Source organism: Pseudomonas sp. MWU12-3088 (assembly GCF_023242405.1).
Taxonomy (GTDB): Bacteria; Pseudomonadota; Gammaproteobacteria; order Pseudomonadales; family Pseudomonadaceae; genus Aquipseudomonas; species Aquipseudomonas kribbensis.
Genome location: NZ_JALJEA010000001.1, coordinates 139,484 through 158,512, shown reverse-complemented (window position 1 = coordinate 158,512; position 19,029 = coordinate 139,484). Strand labels below are relative to the sequence as shown.

General features: G+C 60.7%; 18 protein-coding genes and 1 pseudogene. 4 read left to right on the top strand and 15 right to left on the bottom strand.

Annotated features, from left to right (window positions below; translation table 11 throughout):
- Window positions 1–17: 17 nt before the first annotated feature.
- Together M5B98_RS00840 and M5B98_RS00835 are read right to left on the bottom strand one after the other, a co-directional pair.
- Window positions 18–509 carry a hypothetical protein gene (locus tag M5B98_RS00840; protein ID WP_248741446.1) on the bottom strand — a complete coding sequence of 164 codons (492 nt, stop codon included), beginning with the start codon at window positions 507–509 and terminating at the stop codon, window positions 18–20.
- Window positions 510–624: 115 nt separating this feature from the next.
- Complete coding sequence (locus M5B98_RS00835; protein ID WP_248741445.1) at window positions 625–1,134, bottom strand: GNAT family N-acetyltransferase; 510 nt, start codon at window positions 1,132–1,134, stop codon at window positions 625–627.
- Between the two features lie 387 nt (window positions 1,135–1,521).
- Here M5B98_RS00835 and M5B98_RS00830 point away from each other — a divergent pair, with 387 nt between their 5' ends.
- The 4 genes and pseudogenes from M5B98_RS00830 to M5B98_RS00815 all read left to right on the top strand — a co-directional run bounded on the left by M5B98_RS00830 (window position 1,522) and on the right by M5B98_RS00815 (window position 5,449).
- The gene (locus M5B98_RS00830; protein WP_248741444.1) at window positions 1,522–1,893 is read left to right on the top strand and encodes a DUF6124 family protein; all 372 of its coding nucleotides are present in this window, start codon (window positions 1,522–1,524) and stop codon (window positions 1,891–1,893) included.
- Between the two features lie 185 nt (window positions 1,894–2,078).
- Window positions 2,079–3,380 (top strand): hypothetical protein, encoded by a 1,302-nt coding sequence (locus M5B98_RS00825; protein ID WP_248741443.1) that lies wholly within the window; start codon window positions 2,079–2,081, stop codon window positions 3,378–3,380.
- 426 nt (window positions 3,381–3,806) lie between these two features.
- Window positions 3,807–4,129: pseudogene (locus M5B98_RS00820) on the top strand (DUF6124 family protein).
- A gap of 186 nt (window positions 4,130–4,315) precedes the next feature.
- Window positions 4,316–5,449 carry a hypothetical protein gene (locus M5B98_RS00815; RefSeq protein WP_248741442.1) on the top strand — a complete coding sequence of 378 codons (1,134 nt, stop codon included), beginning with the start codon at window positions 4,316–4,318 and terminating at the stop codon, window positions 5,447–5,449.
- Window positions 5,450–5,555: 106 nt separating this feature from the next.
- Here M5B98_RS00815 and M5B98_RS00810 read toward each other — a convergent pair whose 3' ends face one another.
- The 13 genes from M5B98_RS00810 to M5B98_RS00750 form a co-directional block, all read right to left on the bottom strand.
- Window positions 5,556–6,533 (bottom strand): LysR family transcriptional regulator, encoded by a 978-nt coding sequence (locus M5B98_RS00810; RefSeq protein ID WP_248741441.1) that lies wholly within the window; start codon window positions 6,531–6,533, stop codon window positions 5,556–5,558.
- 69 nt (window positions 6,534–6,602) lie between these two features.
- Entirely contained in the window at window positions 6,603–7,535 is a 933-nt protein-coding gene (locus tag M5B98_RS00805) for a peptidylprolyl isomerase (protein WP_263859836.1), read from the bottom strand.
- A gap of 11 nt (window positions 7,536–7,546) precedes the next feature.
- Window positions 7,547–8,014: a YbjN domain-containing protein gene (locus tag M5B98_RS00800; RefSeq protein WP_248741439.1), complete on the bottom strand. Its 468-nt coding sequence runs from the start codon at window positions 8,012–8,014 to the stop codon at window positions 7,547–7,549.
- Between the two features lie 29 nt (window positions 8,015–8,043).
- A complete protein-coding gene (locus M5B98_RS00795; RefSeq protein WP_248741438.1) occupies window positions 8,044–8,673 on the bottom strand; it encodes a DNA repair protein in 630 nt (209 codons plus the stop codon).
- Between the two features lie 17 nt (window positions 8,674–8,690).
- Complete coding sequence (locus M5B98_RS00790; RefSeq protein WP_248741437.1) at window positions 8,691–10,388, bottom strand: putative porin; 1,698 nt, start codon at window positions 10,386–10,388, stop codon at window positions 8,691–8,693.
- Window positions 10,389–10,427: 39 nt separating this feature from the next.
- Window positions 10,428–11,132, bottom strand: a complete 705-nt coding sequence (locus M5B98_RS00785; RefSeq protein ID WP_248741436.1) for an energy transducer TonB — start codon at window positions 11,130–11,132, stop codon at window positions 10,428–10,430.
- Between the two features lie 3 nt (window positions 11,133–11,135).
- Window positions 11,136–11,561 (bottom strand): ExbD/TolR family protein, encoded by a 426-nt coding sequence (locus tag M5B98_RS00780; protein ID WP_007955109.1) that lies wholly within the window; start codon window positions 11,559–11,561, stop codon window positions 11,136–11,138.
- An 11-nt stretch (window positions 11,562–11,572) separates the two neighbouring features.
- Window positions 11,573–13,372, bottom strand: a complete 1,800-nt coding sequence (locus M5B98_RS00775) for a DUF2341 domain-containing protein (protein ID WP_248741435.1) — start codon at window positions 13,370–13,372, stop codon at window positions 11,573–11,575.
- A gap of 15 nt (window positions 13,373–13,387) precedes the next feature.
- Window positions 13,388–14,983: a ShlB/FhaC/HecB family hemolysin secretion/activation protein gene (locus tag M5B98_RS00770; protein WP_248741434.1), complete on the bottom strand. Its 1,596-nt coding sequence runs from the start codon at window positions 14,981–14,983 to the stop codon at window positions 13,388–13,390.
- Between the two features lie 73 nt (window positions 14,984–15,056).
- A complete protein-coding gene (locus M5B98_RS00765; RefSeq protein ID WP_114882629.1) occupies window positions 15,057–15,668 on the bottom strand; it encodes a transposase in 612 nt (203 codons plus the stop codon).
- Window positions 15,669–15,873: 205 nt separating this feature from the next.
- Complete coding sequence (locus tag M5B98_RS00760; RefSeq protein WP_248742148.1) at window positions 15,874–17,082, bottom strand: DSD1 family PLP-dependent enzyme; 1,209 nt, start codon at window positions 17,080–17,082, stop codon at window positions 15,874–15,876.
- Between the two features lie 74 nt (window positions 17,083–17,156).
- Complete coding sequence (locus M5B98_RS00755) at window positions 17,157–18,485, bottom strand: D-arabinono-1,4-lactone oxidase (RefSeq protein WP_248742147.1); 1,329 nt, start codon at window positions 18,483–18,485, stop codon at window positions 17,157–17,159.
- A 76-nt stretch (window positions 18,486–18,561) separates the two neighbouring features.
- Window positions 18,562–18,915 carry a c-type cytochrome gene (locus tag M5B98_RS00750; RefSeq protein WP_248741433.1) on the bottom strand — a complete coding sequence of 118 codons (354 nt, stop codon included), beginning with the start codon at window positions 18,913–18,915 and terminating at the stop codon, window positions 18,562–18,564.
- Window positions 18,916–19,029 lie beyond the last annotated feature (114 nt).

Genomic DNA, 19,029 nt, shown 5'->3' with positions numbered 1-19,029 from the left:
GTGGGATCGATTTGGCCCTAGGTGCGATCGCGTGGAATCAGGCTTTGCAGTTGCTGAGCCAGAAAATTCGCATCAAACACAAACGTATCCGGATCCTTCAAACCATTGGTCTTGCGCCACTGCCAATCACCATTGGGCAGCCCCACCAGCGAAACACTCCCGTAACGCGCCGCCGTCAACCCCATCACCGCCAGCGAAATCTGCCCGCCACTGCCCATCACATCCGGCACAAACTCCACCGGTTTGCCGGCAATCACGATGCTCAGTTTCTCAGTCCTGAAGGTTGACGTCTCAACCGGAGTGCTCGGCCCGAACGCCACATACGCCTCGCGACTCACCTCCAGCAACCCCGGCGCTTGCACCGGTTCCAGCCACTGCTGAATCTGCCCGAACAACTCAGTGATCCGTGTGGCCCAGGTCGCCGATTGCGTCTCGAACAGTTGCTTCTTGTGCGCTTCGCTGTCGGCATAGTGGCGAAGCATTTCGCCCAGTTGCTGTACGTCGTCCATTGCGGTGTTCCTTCAAGGAGCGGTGCTGCGGACTACGAGCATGGCAGATGCCGATGGCGACCGTGCAAGTCATTTGCCTGCACGCTCGCCACTTCGGTCATGGACTGACAAAAGGTCAGCGCTTGCGCAGACGCGCCATGCTCAGGGTGTCGACCCATTGCCCGTCACGCACCGCGTAGTCGCGGAACAGACCTTCGGTTTCGAAGCCGAACTTGCGATAGAGGCCGATGGCCGCCTCGTTGTCGGCGTACACCGAGAGCTCGACCCGGTGCAGGTTCATCCAGTTGTCCGCAATCTCCAGCGCCGCTGCCAACAACTTCGAACCGACACCCTTGCCCTGCCACGCCACCGCAACGGCCATGCCGACACTGCCGGCGTGACTGCGGCGAATCCGCGAGAACTGCTCCAGCCCCAGATTGCCGATCACCACCCCCTGATGCAGCGCCACCAGTTGCACCACCCGCTCATTGTCCGGCGCCAGGCGTTTGCGCCAGACCTCGGTGGTCTGAAACGGCATCTGCAACACCTGCCGGGTCACGGCCGGGTCGTTATAGAGCGCGGTGATGCCCTCGATGTGGGACTCGTTGAAACGTTCGAGGTGAATGGCGGGGTTGTGCTCAGGCATGAAAGATCCCTCCTGGATCAGTGCGTGGCCGGTCACTGTAAACCGCTTATTCACGGATTCGCCATGACTGTTTAAAGCCGTTGACCGAAACGTCCGGCAAGCTACAACGCCTTGCGCCATTGCCTACGCATCCGCCAGAATCCGCCGGCTTGTGTGCCTTGGGGGCCGGCTCTATCGTTTCCGGGTCGCTGATGAATCAGTGATCGGGTTTAGCAGCTCGGCAATTCTCAAGGCACGCTGGTTTCGCCAATTCTGTTTTATGGCGGCTTGCGTGGGGCACTTCGGTGCGCCGGGATCCTTGAGCCTGGTCTGCTAACCCGCGTACAGCCGCCACCTCATTCGTTTAGCAGCGATAGGTGACGGCTCCATTTCTCAAGGAGCTTCACCATGATCAAACCAACGCCAAACCCACCTGAAACCGACCCGACCTCGCCCTACGAAACCCTCGATTCAAAGAAATTCCACGAAGCCGCCGACCGCGCCCTCGATCACTACCTCAATCCGTTCCACCCCAGAAAACCGCTGCTCAAACCCAACACCCGCTACCTCATCGCCCCCGGCATCCCGAATGAAGAACTGCTGGCCGACGCCTGCGAAACCCTGACCTCGGCCAAAACCATGGCCAGCGATTTCGCCGGGATGATCGATGCACCGCAGCGGCATGTGCTGCTGGGCATCGGGCAACTGATCATGCTGGCGGAACTGGCGGTGAATCGGGTGCTGGATAATCTTGAGGTCGCGCCGGAACCACGACCCTGAGTGTTGAAACGGAAACGGCCCCTTTACGGGGCCGTTCTGTGTCTGCAGGAAAACCGTTCATTGATGACCATTCGTCTTTGAAACCACGCTCACCTGTCAGATCTGACAGGTGACGGTTCTCTCCTTTCGCGGTGTCATGAGCTTCGCCCCGAAGATGGCTATTTACTGCGCGCCAGGAGAACAACATGAGCATCAACGTCAATTCGACACAGATCAGCGCCTTGCTCCGGCTATATCCGATGGCCATCCCGGGCGCAGTAGAAAACCTGCAACCGCCAGGGGCCTACCATCTCGGCATTCCCGAAAGCATTTATTCGCCATCCACCAAACTCTTCATGGTAATCGACCCGGTCACGTTGTTTTCCACTCCCTTTGCAGCAGGTGACTCCGTAAGGCTGTGGGTCAACAGCCTGGCGACATCCGTGATCAAGCCTATCAAGCCGGGCGAAGAGAACGACCGCATTTTTATGGAGGCTCCTTGGGGAGTGTTGAAGGATGGCCTCAATACGCTGTACTACGAAGTCACCCGGGTCAGCGGTAATAAAGATCAATCCAATCCGATACTGAACGTGCTGTTCAACAACCCGATAGCGAGTGTCACTGTCACTCATCCAGCCAGCATCGTTTTGGGACAACCAGCGGTCGTGACTATCACCGTCAGCTATGCGCGGCCTTATGACGAAGTCACGCTGACCATAGGAACCTGGAGCATCACGTTTACCAACTTCGATCACACCCAACCGATCACTTACCCCCTGACCGCCGCCGACCTCCAACAGATTGGCGTTGGAAACCACCCTGTCAGCGCCATAATTCGCGATCAACTCAGTAACAGCAACGTGTCGCCGACGACGTACATTAATATTTCGGCTACAGCGCCCGACCTGACGATCGATCCAACCCCGATGGTTCTGGATGGCGTCAAGTTTTTTCAGAATTACGGGTGGGCAAGCAAGGTCGTCCAGGGCAACACTGCCATTCGCCAAGCCCAAGGCGGGACAGGAACGCTTGTATACAAGCCGGATAATCCGTTGTTGGTTGCAGTTACACAGTCAGGAGAAGTGTCAGGACTAAGAAAAGGTACAACTACCGTTCGAGTCTCTGATCAGAATGGCAAAGAGGTTTCTTTCGATGTCACCGTATCCAATACATTTGACGTTATTCAATCGCCCCAGAGTTATGCAGCCGATGTGAATGGTAAGGCCTTGGCAATGCAATGGATTCGCAACCAGGGAGGGATTCTGTATGCGGAGTTCTTTGCGAAGGTGATTGGTGGGGATGCAATTAACGCCAATTTCATTTCTGCTTTGGGAGATTTATTTGGTGGTTTCACGTTTGGTCAACCTGGAGGATGCCGTTTTTGCACCGCTGATTCGAATGTGGATTCCGGCCTGCAAATAGCCATGGATTCCCAAAGCCAAGTGACTTACACATTAGTTATAACCGGGCCGACTCCATATGGTGCTACCGCGATTGTTCCGAGGTGACTCATACCAACGGCAAATAGTGAGTGGCAGGGTTGTGCTCAGGCATGAAAGATCCCCCCTGGATCAGTGCGTGGCCGGTCACTGTAAACCGCTTCTTCACGGATTCGCCACGACTGTTTAGAGCCGTTGACCGAAACGTCCGGCAAGCTACAACGCCTTGCGCCATTGCCTACGCATCCGCCAGAATCCGCCGGCTTGTGTGCCTTGAGGACGGCCCCTATCGTTTCCGGGTCGCTGATGAATCAGCGATCGGGTCTCGCAGCCCGCGATCTCTAGACGCACAACACCCTCCAGTTTTATGGCGGCTGTACGTGGGAGACCCTCGGGTCTGCCGGTTCTAGAGTCCCGGTCTGCGACCCGCGTATAGCTGCCACCTCTTCGTATCGCAGCGAATCGTGGCGGCTCCATGACTCTGGAGATTCAATCATGATCAAACCAACGCCAAACCCACCCGAAACCGACCCGACCTCGCCCTCGACCACTACCTCAATCCGTTCCACCCCAGAAAGCCGCTGCTCAAACCCAACACCCGCTACCTCATCGCCCCCGGCATCCAGAACGAAGAACTGCTGGCCGACGCCTGCGAAACCCTGACCTCGGCCAAAACCATGGCCAGCGATTTCGCCGGGATGATCGATGCGCCGCAGCGGCATGTGCTGCTGGGGATTGCGCAGTTGATCATGCTTGGGGAACTGGCGGTGAACCGGGTGCTGGATAACCTGGATATGGCGGCAGAGCCTCGGCCCTGAGTGCTGAAACTGAAACGGCCCCTTCGCGGGGCCGTTTTTAACGTCTGTGGGAAATCCTGTCGTCGAATACCGTTCGTCTTGAAACCATGCTCACCTGTCAGATCTGACAGGTGACGATTTTTTCCTTTCGCGCTGAGATGAGACCTGCCCTTAAATGGCCCAAGCGCGGCGCCCGAGGAGAAAAAGATGAATATCAACGTCAATTCGACGCAGGCTGATAGCGCGCTTGCGCTCCTGCCCATGTTCGTTCCCGGTGCGCTTACTTCAGTGCAGCCGACGGGGTTTGCCCACCTCGGTGTGCCTCTGGTCATCTACGCGGCGACCACCGGGCTGGCCATGGTGATTGATCCGGTGACAACGCTGTCCACCACGCTGGCCGCTTTCGATACCGTGGTGGTATGGCTCAATGGTCAACCCACTTCGGCAATCAAAATCATCAAGCCGGGCGAAGAAAACGACCGCATTCTCATGTATCTGCCGTCGGGGCTGCTGGTGAACGGTATCAACACAATGTTTTATCGGGTGACCCGACCCAGCGGTAACTTCGAGGACTCCACACCGATACTCAACGTGCTGTTCAACAACCCGGCCCCCACTATCACCGTCAGCCATCCGGCCAGCATCGGCCCGGGACAGCCAGCGGTCATCACCCTTACCGTCGGTTACGCACGGCCTTACGACACGGTCACCTTGACCATTGGCACCTGGAGCATCACGTTTACCAACCCCGACCCCACCAAACCGATCACTCATACCTTGACCGCCGCCGAACTCCAACAGATCGGCGATGGCACTCATTCGGTGAGTGCCCGGGTGGTCGATCAACTGACCAACAGCAATGTGTCGGCGACGAGTTCTATCGTAGTTGGAGCTACATCACCGAAAGAGCTCATTGAAAACTGGGAGAATGAAAGCGTTCAGACTTTCTTGCTCAATGTCCCTAAAACGTTTCAGAGCGGCTTAAGCATGCAGCTAACCACTACGGGGACTTACCCTACACATATCTGGCAGTCAAATGGGTTTGCCGATATGGGAAATAGAAACCTCATTATTGGTGCTCGCTCCCGCTGCAGATTCTCCTGGACTAGAAACGCTAAAAAGGTCGAATTCATTTACCGCAACACTGTACACACCGGCAACTTCGTTGATTTCTTTAACGTCAGTGCATTGATTGGCCAAGCACCTCTCCAAGTGAGTCTTCACCAGAACACGATCATGTCGTTCATCGGAACAGGCATACGAGCTTTTGAAGTGAACAGCCTGGCTGAAATTACAAGTACGGGATTTCACGTGGATGAGATAGTGGTGACTTTTGAGTAAGCCGTGATTTAAAAAACAAAGCAAAAACAAAAAACCAAAGGAAAATCAAGATGGACAAAATCAAGAGGGACGGATTTATTAAATTAAGTCCGTCCTTTTTAATCGGCTATTCAAACCACTCCTGCCGCTCATTGAACGTCCGTTGAATCAACTCAACCAACGTCTGCACTTCAGCCACATCCCGCGATGCGGAATTGACCGCCAACCACGCCTGCAACCTCATCGCCTCGTCAAACAACCCCGGCAACGCCACCAACCCGCGATCAAACCGGCTCATGTACATCGGCAACAAACCAATGCAAGCGCTGCACCGGATCATCTCCAGCATCAGTTCATAGGACTGCATCTGCACCACCCCGGCCAAGCGCTGTTCCACGAGATTGTTCCAGGGCCGAAAGCTGTCGATCTGCCGATCATGCTGCCATTGCACCAGCATGAAATCGGCAAGATCATCCGGGCTCTCTGGCCGTGCAGTCACGCGCGAATAGCGTTTGGCGATGTGCGGCTGATATTCCAGTTGCGCCAGACGTTGCGGTTCGCTGGTGGCGAAGGTCGGGCCGGGGTGCGGGGTTTCGCCGTGGGCGAGCCACAGCACGATGTCTGCACTGACCGCGCGCAGGGCCAGTTCGCTGTCGAGGGCGATGATCTCGAGGCGCACGCTGGCGTTGCGGCGCAGCAGTGCGATGAGGTCGCGGCCGAGGATGTCGTGCAGGATCGATTCGGCGACGGCCAGCCTGATCAGGGGTTGCTCGATCACCGGGAGTTTGCGTTCGTGGGCCAGGGCAACCAGTTGCGCCTGCAATTGCTGACCTTCGCGGGTCAGCGTCAAAGCACTGCCCTGAAAGCTGAACAGTGCGCATTGCAGTTGCTGTTCGAGCTGCGCCAGTTGTTTGCGCAGCAGGGTCGAGCGCACGTTGAGGCTGCGGGCGGCCTGCATGAAGCAACCGCAACGGGCGCTGACCAGAAAGTATTGCGCGATTTCGCCCTCGATCTTCGCAACCTGCGCCAGCCAGGGTTCGGCCTTTTCCTGCGGCCAGCGAAAATCGGGGTTGCCCTGTCGTCCTGCGGGTTCGGTGAATGACATCGATGACTCCCTGTCGATCTTTGTTGTTTGCCTTTGCACACATCTCCTGTGGGAGCTGCGGTGTCCGAATTACAGTTTTTCCTCCAGCACCTTGTTGAGTTCGGCCCCGTCGATGCTCAGGGTCGCGGTATTGAGCATGCCGTCCAGATACGCCTGGGCGATCTGTTCCTGACGCTGGGCCCGCAAGGCCTGGGTCAGTTGGTCGCGCAGTTCGTCGAGGGTCGCGGTGCGGGCCGGTTGCTGTTCGGTGAGTTTGATCACGTGAAACCCGGCGCTGCTTTGCACGGGATCGGACACCGCGCCGACCTTGAGCCGAGCGACGGCGCCACGTACTTCCGGCACCAGTTGCTGCAACGGTTGCAGGCCGGTGTCACCACCGCGTTCGGCGGTGAGGCGATCCTGAGAAAACTCCTTGGCCAGCGCTGCAAAGTCCGCCGGGGTTACCTGGGCTTTCTTGCTCAACTCCGTCGCCTGCTTGCGCACGGCCTCAAGATTCTGCGGCTCGTTCACGCCGAGGAAGATCTGGCTCACCCGATACAGCGCCGGCGTCTGCCAATTGGCCTTGCCCGCGTCATAGGCCTGCTGCAATTCGGCGGCGCTCGGATAGTCCGCCGGCACTTTGCTCACCGACTGCAAATAGTCGCGAAACACGATCTGCTCGGTGGCGGCGCGGGTTTGCCGCACTACGTCCGGACGCTGCGCCCAGCCTTGGGCGTCGGCCTGTTCCAGCACGGCTTTTTCGGCCAGGCGTGAACGTATCCAGCGCTCCAGTGCCTCACGATTGCCGCGCAGTTGCTCGCGGGTCTGCGGTGGAACAGCCGCCAGCAACGCCTGCAATTCCTCCGGCGTGACTTGCTGATTGCCCAACCGCGCCACCGCCGGCCCGGCAATGGCGCCCACGACCGGCGCCGGTTGCTGGGCGGCGACCGGGTCATTGCCCGGCCGCACCACCAGCGCCACGGCCACCACCAACAGCGCCACCGCAGCGGCGCTGATCACCATGGCAGGTTTCGTCACAGCGCGACTTCCTCTTGCTCAACCTTTGGAGTCTGGGCGGCAGCGGTGTTCTGGGTGAAATCACGCAGGTACACGATGAATTCCTGCAACAGGCGATCCCACAGTTCCAGATTGCCGCGCAGGTAATCGCTGCTGACGCCAGCGGCCACCACCACGTCCATTTCCATCACCAGAAACTCGCCCTGCAACGACAACCGGGCAAAGCGGCGGGTCGCGTTCCACTGCTCGGCCACACCCGCCGGCAACTCACCCTGTACGCGCAGTGCGCAGCTGAAGGTGAAGTCGACGTAGCTGCCCTGCTCCACCACCGCCGGGTTGCCGAAACGCACCGCGTAACCGATGCCCTGGCTGGCGCTGAGCAGTTGAACGATGCCGTTCTGTTCGGTCTGGTTGACGCGGTAACCGGCGGCTTGCAGCACTTCGGTCAGGGATTGCGGGGATACGTGGGAGATCAATTGAGTCATTACTTCTTCCTTGTCTATGAGTCTTTTAATCAGTGCGCGATCGCGGCTTGCGGCGCATCGAATTGTGTCTTGTACAGGTCATCGCCGAAGCCCTGAGCCAGTTCATCGAACTTGACCCGGGCGCTGCCGGCGAAGGGCTGGCGGATCTTCATCACCTCGGCCACATCGATGTTTTCGTAGGCGGTGAGGATCTGCTTGGCCACGCCATACATTTGCTGATTCTTGACCGAACATTGCTGCACTTGTGTGTCACGTTCGGCCAATTGCGCTTGAAGCTTAGACCGTTCTGCCTCTTTGGCACGGGCCATGACCAGCAACTCGTCATAGGCCTTCTTGAACTTGCCGGTCTGTTCGTTGCTGGCCGCCACCTGCGCCTGGGCCTGGCTGTGCAGGCTCTGTTGCTGCCCGGCCAGTTGCTCGGCGAGGCCTTTGGCCTTGGCCAGTTCGGCGGTCAATTGCTTGATTTGCGCCTGGGCTGCCTTGGCTTCGTTCTGCGCCGCCAGTTGCGCGGCGCTGGCCTGAGCCTGTTGGCTCTGCAGGGTTTGCAGTTGCTGGGTGGTGCTGCGCAACTGGGTGCGCAGACGCTCTTCCATGCCCTCGGCGCTTGTCCCGCTGGCAACGATCAAACCCAGACCCAACAACAAGATTCGCGTGTGCATTTGCCTCTCCCGGCGCCTTAGAAGCGCGTGTTGATCTCGAGCTGCAAGACGTCGATGTCGAACGGCGCGCCATACACCGCCTCGGTGCTCATCCAGCGGCCGGTGGCGTAGACGTTCTTCGCCAGGCCGTAGTTGCCCCCGAGGATGTAGCCCTTGGCGTTGGTGCCGCCGAGGTGGAACGACGAGTCGTTGAAGCCGTCCGGCAAGGCATCCGGCTGGATGTACTTGTAGCCGGCGAACAGGTTCCAGTCGCCCTGCTTCTTCAGGTCCAGCGCGTTGCCGAGGGTGAACTGCACCATCCACGCATTGGCGCCGCTTTCGATGTTGCCGCTGCTGTCGAGGTTGTTGACCAGTTGCCCGGCCGCACGCTTGCGCATGTCGCCTTCGTCGTAGCCGAGGTTGTGGATGTAGTTGCCCTGGCTGCGCAGTTTGAAGTCGGCAGGCAGGTCCGCGTCCCAGACCAGGTTCAGGTCCAGCAGGTTGAACTCCGACGCCAGGCCGACGAATTGCGGTTGTGGCGTGGTGCTCGGATTGAGCGGGTTCGGCGTGATGTCGCGCAGCAGGAATACGCTGTTGCCCTTCTGCATGAACGCCGCGCGGGTGCCGTCGCTGTCGCAGCCCGGCGCGCCGGCCCACGGCTCGCAAGGGCTGGAGCGCTGGCCCTGGATGTCCTGGAAGCGGTAGTAAGCCAACGCACCTTTCAAGCGGTTGTTGCTGTTGATCGCCCACTTGGCGCCGACCTGCGCGCCGTACAGCCACTTGTTGTCGCTTTCTTCCTTGTCGAAGCCGTTGCTGGTGGTGGTGTCGCTGGTGTAATCCACCGGGAACGCACCGACGGTGCCGAACACGCCCCAGTCGCGGCTCAGTTTGTGGTCGAAGATCGCCGCCACACCGTCGAAGTTCAGGTCGTTGGAATACAGCATGTCGGTGGACATGAACGGGTTGCCGAAGCGGCCACCGGTCAGGGTCAGTTCATCCGACGGCTTCCAGGTCAGGTAACCCTGATCGAGCCAGATGTCCTTTTTGGCAAAACCGCCGCCAAGGCTCTGGGTGGTCGACACCGGGTTGTTGTCCGAGCCGGTGCCGATGCGGATGCCGGCGGTCCATTCGGGCGAAATCTCCGCTTTCATGCCCAGCCGCGCGCGCAGGCGGAACAGGTTGGTGCGGTCTTCACGGGTGTTGAGCAACGGCGGCAACGCGGTGCTGCTGTTGGGGTTCACGTCGTACGGGCCGTTGTTGTTGAGCCGGGCGAAGTCGACGATTTCGTTACTGTTGCTGCCCGAGTAGTAGCGCGATTCGTCACGCAGACGGATGTCGCCGTCGAAGCTGATGCGCGACGCCCAGTCCGGGAAAGTGTTGGGCGCGGCCCAGTTTTCCTGCTTGGCGGTGGCCATGACTTCAGCCTTGACCTGATCACGAATCTGGTCGCGTACCGCCGCCGGCACGTATTGCACCCGCACATCGCCCGGTGCGGCGACCGGCCCGGCCGCCACAGCGGTAGACGCCGCAGCCTGTTTGGCCTGGGCCGCTTCGTTCTGGGCCTGAGCGATCAAAGCGTCGGCCTTGTCCTGTTTCAGAATGCCCTGCTCGACCAGCAAGCGGATCAGATTGATCGTGGCGTTCTCCGAGGGCGCAGGCGCTGCCGCGGCCTGACCGACCAGGGTCGCGATGACCATGCCGACCGCCAGGGACAATCGATTCACGTTGGAAATCATCTGCACACAACTCCTTTTCATACAGCTTTATGAATTCGGTTAACCCGGACGCCGCCCTTGCAGGGACATGCGCACAGGCAAAGTGATGGAGGCCGGTGGCCGTTCGCTCAGATGGGGCGCGTTACGCAACGCGGCCAGCACCTGACTGTCGATCTCGGGGTTGCCGCTGGACTTGACCAGTTCGACCCGGGTGATCTCGCCGACGCCGCTCAGCCACACATCGGCCTGCAGCGAAAACGCGAGGTTGCGCAGGTCCGGGTTCTCACGCAGCAGCTTCTGGAAAGTGAACGCGAGGAACTGGCTGTAGGTGCCGTTGCCCACACGCCCCCCACCGGCGCCGGCCATGCCGCCGCCCTTGCCCGCGCCGATGTTGAAGGCGTCGTTGCCGCTCTGGGCGTCGCCGTCCATTTGCATCGGGTTGGCCAGGTCGTCCGCCGGCGATGGCGGCGCTTCTTCCTCGGGTTTCACTTCCTGTGGCTCGGGCGTCGGCTCCGGCTCGACGATTTTTTCCTCGACCGGGGTTTCCGGCTCCGGCGGTTTTTCCGGCGGCGGAGGTGGCGGTGGCGGCAACGGAATGATCGTCGGCACCTTCGGCGCTTCCCGGCGGATGCCGCTCATGTCGTTGGCCCACTGCCACAGGAACCACGCGGCGAGTGCGCCGAGGATCAGCCCGGCGCCCCACTTCACGTAGCGCACTGGCGACTTCTTCACCGGCAGCGGTTCGATTGGCATCTGTGCAGTCATGACTCAGCCCTGCGTCGGTTTGCCGGTGACGAGACCGACCTGGGACAGTTCGAGCCGGCGCAACAGATCCAGCACTTCGATGACCTTCTGGTATTGCACCGTGGCGTCGCCGCGCACGATCACCGGGAAGTCCGGGTTCTGCGCCTTCTCGATGCGCAGGCGTTCTTCCAGCTCCGGCAGGGTCACCGGGTAAGCGTCGAGGAACACCTGGCCGCCGTCGTTGACCGAAATCGCCTTGGTCTTGGCCTCGGACAGCGACACCGCGGCGCTGGCCTTGGGCAGGTTGATCTGGATCCCGGAGACCTGCGCGGTGGCGGTGAGGATGAACATCACCAGCACCACCATCAGCACGTCCACCAGTGGCGTGATGTTGATGCTGTCTACCGCTGCATCTTCATCATCGTCGTGGGAGGCATTTACGGACGCCATGTCAGTGCTCCTCAGGCCGGTACGGAGTGGTTGGCGTGATGACCGCGCTGATGCGCCGCTTCACTGGACTGGCCTTCGCCGTGCATCTCCGCCAGACGGGTGATGAACTCGTCGACGAACACGCGCATGTCTGCGCTGACTTCCTTGTTGCGGGTGATCAGGCGGTTGTAGCCAAACAGCGCCGGGATCGCGACGAACAAGCCCATGGCCGTGGCGAGCAAGGCTGCAGCCATACCCGGCGCAATGGCGTTGATGTTCACGTCGCCGGCCATGGCGGTGCCGAGGAACACCACCATGATCCCCAGCACGGTGCCGAGCAGGCCGATGTACGGGCCGCCGGCGATGGCGTTGGACAGGGTCGAGAGTTTCGAGCTCAGTTGCTGGTTCTCCCGGGTGCGCACGCCGTCCATGGAGCAGCGGATGGCCTCGATGGTCGCCGCCGAAACCGACGAGGTATCGGCGCCTTGTTCGCGGCGAGTGCGGATCTCTTTCACCGCCACCTGATACAGGCGCCACAGCGGCGAGTGCTGCAAACGCTGGGCGAGTTGCGTGTCGTCGGCGAACATTTCCAGGCGAGTGCCGACCTTGGCGAATTGCACGCGGAAGTCTTCGTTGGCAGCGGTGACACGGCTCAGGGTGCGGTTCTTGCGCAGCATGATGATCCACGACTGGAACATCATCAGCACCAGCACCGCGATGATCACCCAGGCGTCCACCGGCACCGCGTTGAGCAGGAAGCCGAGGCTGCCGAAACCGAAGCCGGACTGTTCTTCATCGACGCCATAGGCCACCAGTTTCGACTCGGCGCCCTGGGAAGTGGCGTCGGCCAGCAACAGCGGCGCCGGACGGGCGACTTTCGACAGGCGCAGTTCATCGATAGCGCCAACGAATGGCTGGAAAGGACCTTCGTGCAGGTCGGCACCGATGGCCATGACCGAGTTGAACGCCGGCATCGCTTGAGCCAGCGTCGCACCTTCGCGACCGTTGATGTACAGCGTCACTTTCGCGCCTTCAGCGGTCAGGGCAACGTACTGCCACTGGCCCGGATTCAGCGGTTGCGTGGCCACGGCGCGCTGGCCGTCGATTTCCACGAACGGTACGCCCTGATTCACACCGACCAGCAGGCTGTTGGCGCCTTCGCGGCGGGCCAGGATCAGTTGCTCGCCGTTGGCCTGATCCAGTCGCAGCCAGGCGCTGAAGGTGAACGCGCTACCGGCGTTATGCTGCAGCGACGGACTGGCCGGCAACAGCAACGGCTGACCGCTGAACTGCAAGGCCCGCCCTACTACGCCGTCAATCGCGGCGCCGGTGGCGCTCTGCGCAGTGTTGCCGTAGGCGGTGGTGTCTTTGGCCGGGGTGCCGGTGGCGCCGTCGAAGTGATAGAGCGCGGTGTAATTCGGATCGAATGTGAGCTGACCGTTGCCGGTGGCCGGGGCTTTCTGGTTGCCGTAATACATCCAGATGTCCTGGCGCTGGCCGCCCTCGACATTCGGCACATCGACCCAGATCAGCGCCATGCCCATCAGCGCGTCGAAGCTTTCGATCTGGTGGTTGAGCACGGTCTTGTCGTCGGCTGCGACGAAGCGCAGGTCCGAGCCGTCCTCTTTCACGCCGTCAAAGGTGAAGTTGCCGGTGTGCAGGCGCACCAGCAGCGCGGTGCGGCCGAGGGCCTGATTGATCCCGGCGCCTTGCGGCGTAGTGTCGACGGCGATCTGTTTGCGGTAGTGCCAGTCGTCCTGCCACCAGGCCTGAGCCGTGGCCGGGAGCACGAAGCCCAGGCAGATCAACAACGAAAGGAATAGGCGCTGCATGGAAAGTGCTCCTTGTTAGAAAGTGGCCTGTAGGTTGAAGTGCAGGCGCGATTCCTGTTTCGAGGTGTTCGGCCCTTCGAGTAGCGGGTAGCCCCAGTCGACGCTGCCGGACAGCCATTTGCTCAGGCTGGCGCGGGTGCCGAGGCCGACACTGGCCAGGGCGTAACTGGCGTCCTGGTCCGGCAGTTCGTCGCGCAGGTACAGTTGCGCGCCTTCGGCGAAGGCGTAGAAGCGCCAGTCCTGCATCCAGGTGCCGGCGTACCTGGCCAGCGACGGTGTGCGGACTTCCTGACTGAGCAATACGCCGTCATCGCCGGTGCGTTCGGCGGCCAGATAGCCGCGAACCGAGGTCGCGCCGCCGGCAGAGAATTGCTCGTTGGAAACCAGTGGCCCCGACGCCAGCTGGAACGCGGCTTTGCTCGCGCTCTGCCAGTCGTTGTCGAAGGTCCAGGTGAAACTGGTGTCGCCCTTGAGCACGGCAAAACTCGGCTTGGCGCGGTAGCGCTTGTAGTCGAATTCTTCGTCGGAGCTGCCGTAGCCGAAAATGCTGCGGGTAGCCGCAACGAGGCTCAGGCCGAGGCCGAGCTGGCTTTTTTCGGTGTAGCGATAGCCGTTGTAGGCGAAGGTGAACGGCGCGTATTTCAGCGGCACCTTGTCGCTCTCGCCGGACAGGGTCAGGCGTTCGTCGAAATCCTTGAAGTCGATGCCGGCCGACAGCGAGTTCGACCAACTGCCACTGGACGGGATGGTGTAGATCGCCGACACGCCGTAGGAGTGACCCTTACCGAGCACGTTGCTGCCACCGATGGTCGCGACGTTGCTGTCGGACTGGTAACCAGAGAGCTGCACGCTCCAGCGGTCGGTCAGCGGCGCGGTGTACGAGCCGGACCAAACCTTTGCGTTGTCGGTGTCCTGCGGTGCGGTGAAGTAGGTCAGGTTGATGCTGTGGCCGAGTTGCCAGAGGTTGTTGTAACCGAGGCTGGTGACGGCGCGCAGCTTTTCGGTGTCGGCGCTGTAGTCGTTGTTCAGACCCACGCTGGCAGTCCACGGGTTCTGGTCTTCGACTTGCAGATCGACGTCCATGGTGCCGGGGCGCTGACCTTCGCGCACCAGCGGCATCACCTGCCGGCCCGGGGTCTTGTTGAGTTGCGCCAGTTCGCCCTGGACCTTGGCGAAGTCCGGTACTTCGCCTTCCTTCAGCGCCGGGACGTTGTCGCGGATGTCCAGCGGCGAATAGTGTTTGGCGCCGACCACCCGCACCCGGCCGACCTTGGTTTCGCTGACTTGCAGATAGACGATGCCGTCGGCCACCGCCTGTTCCGGCAGTTCGACGAACACCGATTGATAGCCGCGTTCCTGATAGACCTTCTGCAAGGCATCCCGCGCGCCTTCGATGTCGCTCAGGGCTTTTTGCGGGCCGAGGAACGGATACACCGCTTCTTCGATCGCCCGCGCATCGAGCACGGTGTTGCCGCGCACGAAGTATTCGTTGACGTCCACCAGACGCTGCGCCGCTGCGTTTTCGGCTTCATCGGCGAACGCCGGCTGCGCGCCGGCCGTCACCAGCAGCCAGCCCCACAGCGCCAGCCGTGACGTGAAAATCTGCTCCACACTACCCCCTGAAATTCGCGATGACCTGTTGGCGTCTCGGCGCCCTGTGTATTGCGTCGGTTGCTGGCCGCCGTCAGTTGCTGACGTGCGGGGCGCAGGCGTGTTTGCCGAGCCAGGTGTGCAGCAGCGCGAAGTTCAAGGAGAACTCGGGCATTTGCAGCAAGGCACCGCAGAACACTTCGCCAATGATTTTCTGAATGAGCAGCACCGCACGGGGCTCGTTGAGCAGCGTGGCGATGTCGCGACTGAGGACGTTGTAGCTCCAGACTTTCTGGTTCAGGCCCAGGCCGACGAACCAGCGGAACAGCAGGTTGTAATTGAGTTGCTCGAACAGCTGCTGCTCGCTCGGCACCGAATACAATAGTTGCAGGAGCAGGATGTGCATGACCGTTTGCGCCGGGATCAGCATGCCGGGCTGGGCGTTGAGTTCGTGCAGGAGATCGGCGTGGGCGTCGAACAGGTCGTCGATCTGCGGGCGCAGCAGCACCAGCGAATGACCCGGCGGAATGTAGCTGGAGACCTCTTTCAAGGCGCCCTGCCAGTCATCCTGCGACACGATCCAGACCCACGGCGCGCCGTAGCGATACACCGAAACCGGCTTCTTGCGCGCGGCTTCGACGATCTTCGACAGGCGTTGATCGAGTTCCTGCATGCCCACTTTCGAGTAGCGTTCCATAGTCCCCATTGCCTCACTCCCGGCGTCCCGCCTCGGCTTGTGAAAAGCGCCCAAAGGGCCCCTCAAGCGCGTTACATAGGCATGACCGGACTGGCGATGTGCTACCGAACTTTTGTCATAAAAGCTTCATTACAGAATTTGATCGGGAAACGGCGGGCATAAAAAAACCTGTGGGAACTGGCTGGTTCCCACAGGCTTTCGTCGTGATTTAACGTCAGGAATAAACCGGCCAGGTATCGACGATCTTGCCGCCACGCACCGCCAGCAAGTCACCGAATTGCAGAAGGACGGCCTCGGTCTGAGTTGGCCGCAGAAAGACTTGATCCTCCACCGTCAGCCCCACGGCATTCGAACCATTGACCATCTCCTGATTCGAACTGCGCCCATAAACACCATTGCTCTGCAACCCCGGCGGCGATTCGAACTCGGCCATCCAGTTGCCGCCGTAGATGAAGAAGGTCTGCCGCTGGTTGGCGTCCCACCATGAAAACAGCTTGGACTTGTCGTCCAGTGCCGGGATGTTCACCGCGCCGGTGCTTTTCAATACCGGCGTGGCGATGTACGTGGCAGGCACATGCTCCACCAACGACGGCAGATCGTAGTGCGTCGGCTTGAGCATCGCCGTGCCCACCGACACTTCACTGCTCAGGGTTTCGTTTTCATGCATGCGATAACTCGGGCTGCCGGCGGTGTTCAGGCACAAGCCGTCATGCCACAGCGCCGGATACTGCTGCCGGGTGAAGTCGACGCAGCGCTGATAAATCACCATCACCTTGGCGAACAGCTCCTCGGGCGAACCGAGAATCCCCGGCACGCCCATGCCCACGAACGGGTCGTAGCCCATGAAGCCGGCGAATTCCAGGTGCTGCAGGTTGGCGGCGATCAGCGCGAACATCTGCCCGAGCACGTTCAAGTCACTGACCCCACCCCGGTGCAGGCCGACGTCCAGTTCGATGTTGATCCGCATCCGGGTGCCCAGTCCCTGAGCCAGCGCGAGGTATTGCTGCAGGCGCTCGGGGTTGTCGATCAGCCATTGCAGTTGTTTCGCCGGGTCGAACGGGCCTTTGTGGGTCTGGTAGAACAGCTCGGCAGAACGGACCGGCAACGGCTTGCCGAGCAGGATGTCGGACTGCGGATAGACCTGTGCATCGTGATTGAGAAACGGCTGATGAAACGACATCAACCGTTGCGTCCCGGCCCTTTGGCCGATGTAGCTGAGCAGCCCCGGCGACGGCAGCGATTTCTCCACCAGGCGCAGGTGTTTGCCGCTGCGTTTCACCGACCCCATCACCACGTCGATGTTGTGGTCGAGGCGATCCAGATCGATCAACAACACCGGGCGCATCGGGCCTTTGGTCTTGAGCTCGTTGTTCAGCGCCCGGAAATATTCACTGTAGGGCCCGCCGCGATCCCCCGGCCGCAGCCATGCGCCAACGCCCACCAGCAAAGCGCCGACACCCAAAGTCCCGAGCACGAAATTACGTCGATTGACCGCCATCAGCTCACCCCCAGAATCGACGACAGATGCCCGTTGAGAAACTTGCCGCTCGGGTCCAGCGCCTGGCGTACCTGAATGAATTCCTGCCAGCGCGGGTACAACGTCTGCAAGGTCCGGGCGTTGAGCGTGTGCAACTTGCCCCAGTGCGGGCGGCCGTTGTACTTCCAGAAGATCGGCTCGACGGCGGCGAAGAAGTTGTGATGATCCATCTGATAATGCTGGTGGACCGAGATCGAGCAGCTGTCGCGGCCCTCGAACATGCTCAAAGGAATATCGTCAGCCTTGACGTAGCGGTACTCGATGGGAAACCAGGTGCGCAAGTCCTTGTCGCGGATCAGCTTGAGAATCTCGCGCAGGCACGCCGGGCCATGTTCGGCGGGCACCGAGTATTCCATCTCATTGAAACGCACGGTGCGCACGTTGGCGTAGATGTCGAACGAGTCGCCCACCCGATCCTCGAAACTCGCCAGATGCCGCAGGCTGTTGAGCAACGAACTGCGCAGGCCAGGGAAATCGCTGCCGTACTTGTCGATCTTCTCGATCAGGGTCACGAACTCGTTGCCGCCCTCTTCTTCAGGCGGAATCGGCGGCGTGGCCGGGTCGGTGGTTTCGTTGAGGGCGATGGACAAGGCGTAGTCGGAATGGGTGACGACGAGCATTTCCCAGTGCTGGTTTTCCGATGTGTTCTTGTCGATGTCTTCCAGCAGTTCTTCGGTCTTGGCGATCCACTGGCGTTCGCGCAGGCGGTAGGCCGGGCGGTTTTGCAGGCGGACTTTGGTGGCCACACCCAATGCGCCGAGGGACACCCGGGCGGCGTTGAACACTTCGGGATGACGCTGGCTGTCGCAGTCCAGCACCTCGCCGCTGGCGGTCACCAGTTGCATGCCGCAGACGTGGGCGGAATAGGACTGGAAAGTTTTGCCGGTGCCGTGGGTGGATGTGGAAATCGCGCCGGCGAGAGTCTGGTAGTCGATGTCGGCCATGTTTTGCAGGGCCTGGCCGACGTCCTTGAGCGGCGTGCCCATGCGCGACATCGGCGTGCCGGCGGCGAATTCGGCTTGCAGGGTTTTCGGGTCGTGATCGAGCAGGCCGTTGAAGTAGCTCAGCGACAGCAATGTGCCGTCGGTGGGCACCAGCGCGCTGAAGGAATGCGCCGAGCCGACCGGACGGATCTTGCCCGGTGCCTGCCGGATCACCGCCGTCAGTTCATCCAGATTCTTCGGTGCCACCCGCGCCGCCGGCAGGCAACTCTGGCCGCCCGACCAGTTGCGCCACGGGATCAACCGGGGTGCGCGCATCAATTGGCCCAAGGCCGGATTCGTCGCCAGCGCACTGAAAGCGCCGACGATGCTTGCCCGTTGCAACAGCTGACGTCGAGTCAGATCCATCGTCATGCGCGCACCCTTATTGTGGCAGCGGCTGATCGGCCATGAAGCCGATCAACTGGAGGAATTGTTCTTCCGAGCATTCGACGCACTGGCCCATCGGCGGCATGCCGTTGTAGCCATTGATGGCGTGGTCGAGCAGCGTGTCGGCGCCCTGCTGGATGCGTGGTTCCCAGGCCTTGCGGTCACCGGTCAGCGGCGCATTGGCGGCGGGGTTGGCGTGGCAGAGCTGGCAGCTGTTGGCGTAGATCTGCGCCAGCGCCGGGTCTTTGGGAATGGCGTTGTTGGTGCTGGCCGGGGGTTTGGGGTCTTCGCCACAGCCGGCCAGTACAGCGGCCAGCATCAGCGGCAACATGATTCGGGATGCCCGCATAACGATCCTCGCGTGGGGTGCCACTTATTGTTGTGATCACACCTTAAGGCAGCGACGCCAGCACGTTGAGGGCATTGCGGGCCAGTGAAGGGGGCAAACGGGGACAGTCGGGAT

Coding starts and splice junctions, on each gene's coding strand:
- M5B98_RS00840 (WP_248741446.1), bottom strand. CDS start 509: ATGGACGACGTACAGCAACTGGGCGAAATGCTTCGCCACTATGCCGAC.
- M5B98_RS00835 (WP_248741445.1), bottom strand. CDS start 1,134: ATGCCTGAGCACAACCCCGCCATTCACCTCGAACGTTTCAACGAGTCC.
- M5B98_RS00830 (WP_248741444.1), top strand. CDS start 1,522: ATGATCAAACCAACGCCAAACCCACCTGAAACCGACCCGACCTCGCCC.
- M5B98_RS00825 (WP_248741443.1), top strand. CDS start 2,079: ATGAGCATCAACGTCAATTCGACACAGATCAGCGCCTTGCTCCGGCTA.
- M5B98_RS00815 (WP_248741442.1), top strand. CDS start 4,316: ATGAATATCAACGTCAATTCGACGCAGGCTGATAGCGCGCTTGCGCTC.
- M5B98_RS00810 (WP_248741441.1), bottom strand. CDS start 6,533: ATGTCATTCACCGAACCCGCAGGACGACAGGGCAACCCCGATTTTCGC.
- M5B98_RS00805 (WP_263859836.1), bottom strand. CDS start 7,535: ATGGTGATCAGCGCCGCTGCGGTGGCGCTGTTGGTGGTGGCCGTGGCG.
- M5B98_RS00800 (WP_248741439.1), bottom strand. CDS start 8,014: ATGACTCAATTGATCTCCCACGTATCCCCGCAATCCCTGACCGAAGTG.
- M5B98_RS00795 (WP_248741438.1), bottom strand. CDS start 8,673: ATGCACACGCGAATCTTGTTGTTGGGTCTGGGTTTGATCGTTGCCAGC.
- M5B98_RS00790 (WP_248741437.1), bottom strand. CDS start 10,388: ATGATTTCCAACGTGAATCGATTGTCCCTGGCGGTCGGCATGGTCATC.
- M5B98_RS00785 (WP_248741436.1), bottom strand. CDS start 11,132: ATGACTGCACAGATGCCAATCGAACCGCTGCCGGTGAAGAAGTCGCCA.
- M5B98_RS00780 (WP_007955109.1), bottom strand. CDS start 11,561: ATGGCGTCCGTAAATGCCTCCCACGACGATGATGAAGATGCAGCGGTA.
- M5B98_RS00775 (WP_248741435.1), bottom strand. CDS start 13,372: ATGCAGCGCCTATTCCTTTCGTTGTTGATCTGCCTGGGCTTCGTGCTC.
- M5B98_RS00765 (WP_114882629.1), bottom strand. CDS start 15,668: ATGGGGACTATGGAACGCTACTCGAAAGTGGGCATGCAGGAACTCGAT.
- M5B98_RS00750 (WP_248741433.1), bottom strand. CDS start 18,915: ATGCGGGCATCCCGAATCATGTTGCCGCTGATGCTGGCCGCTGTACTG.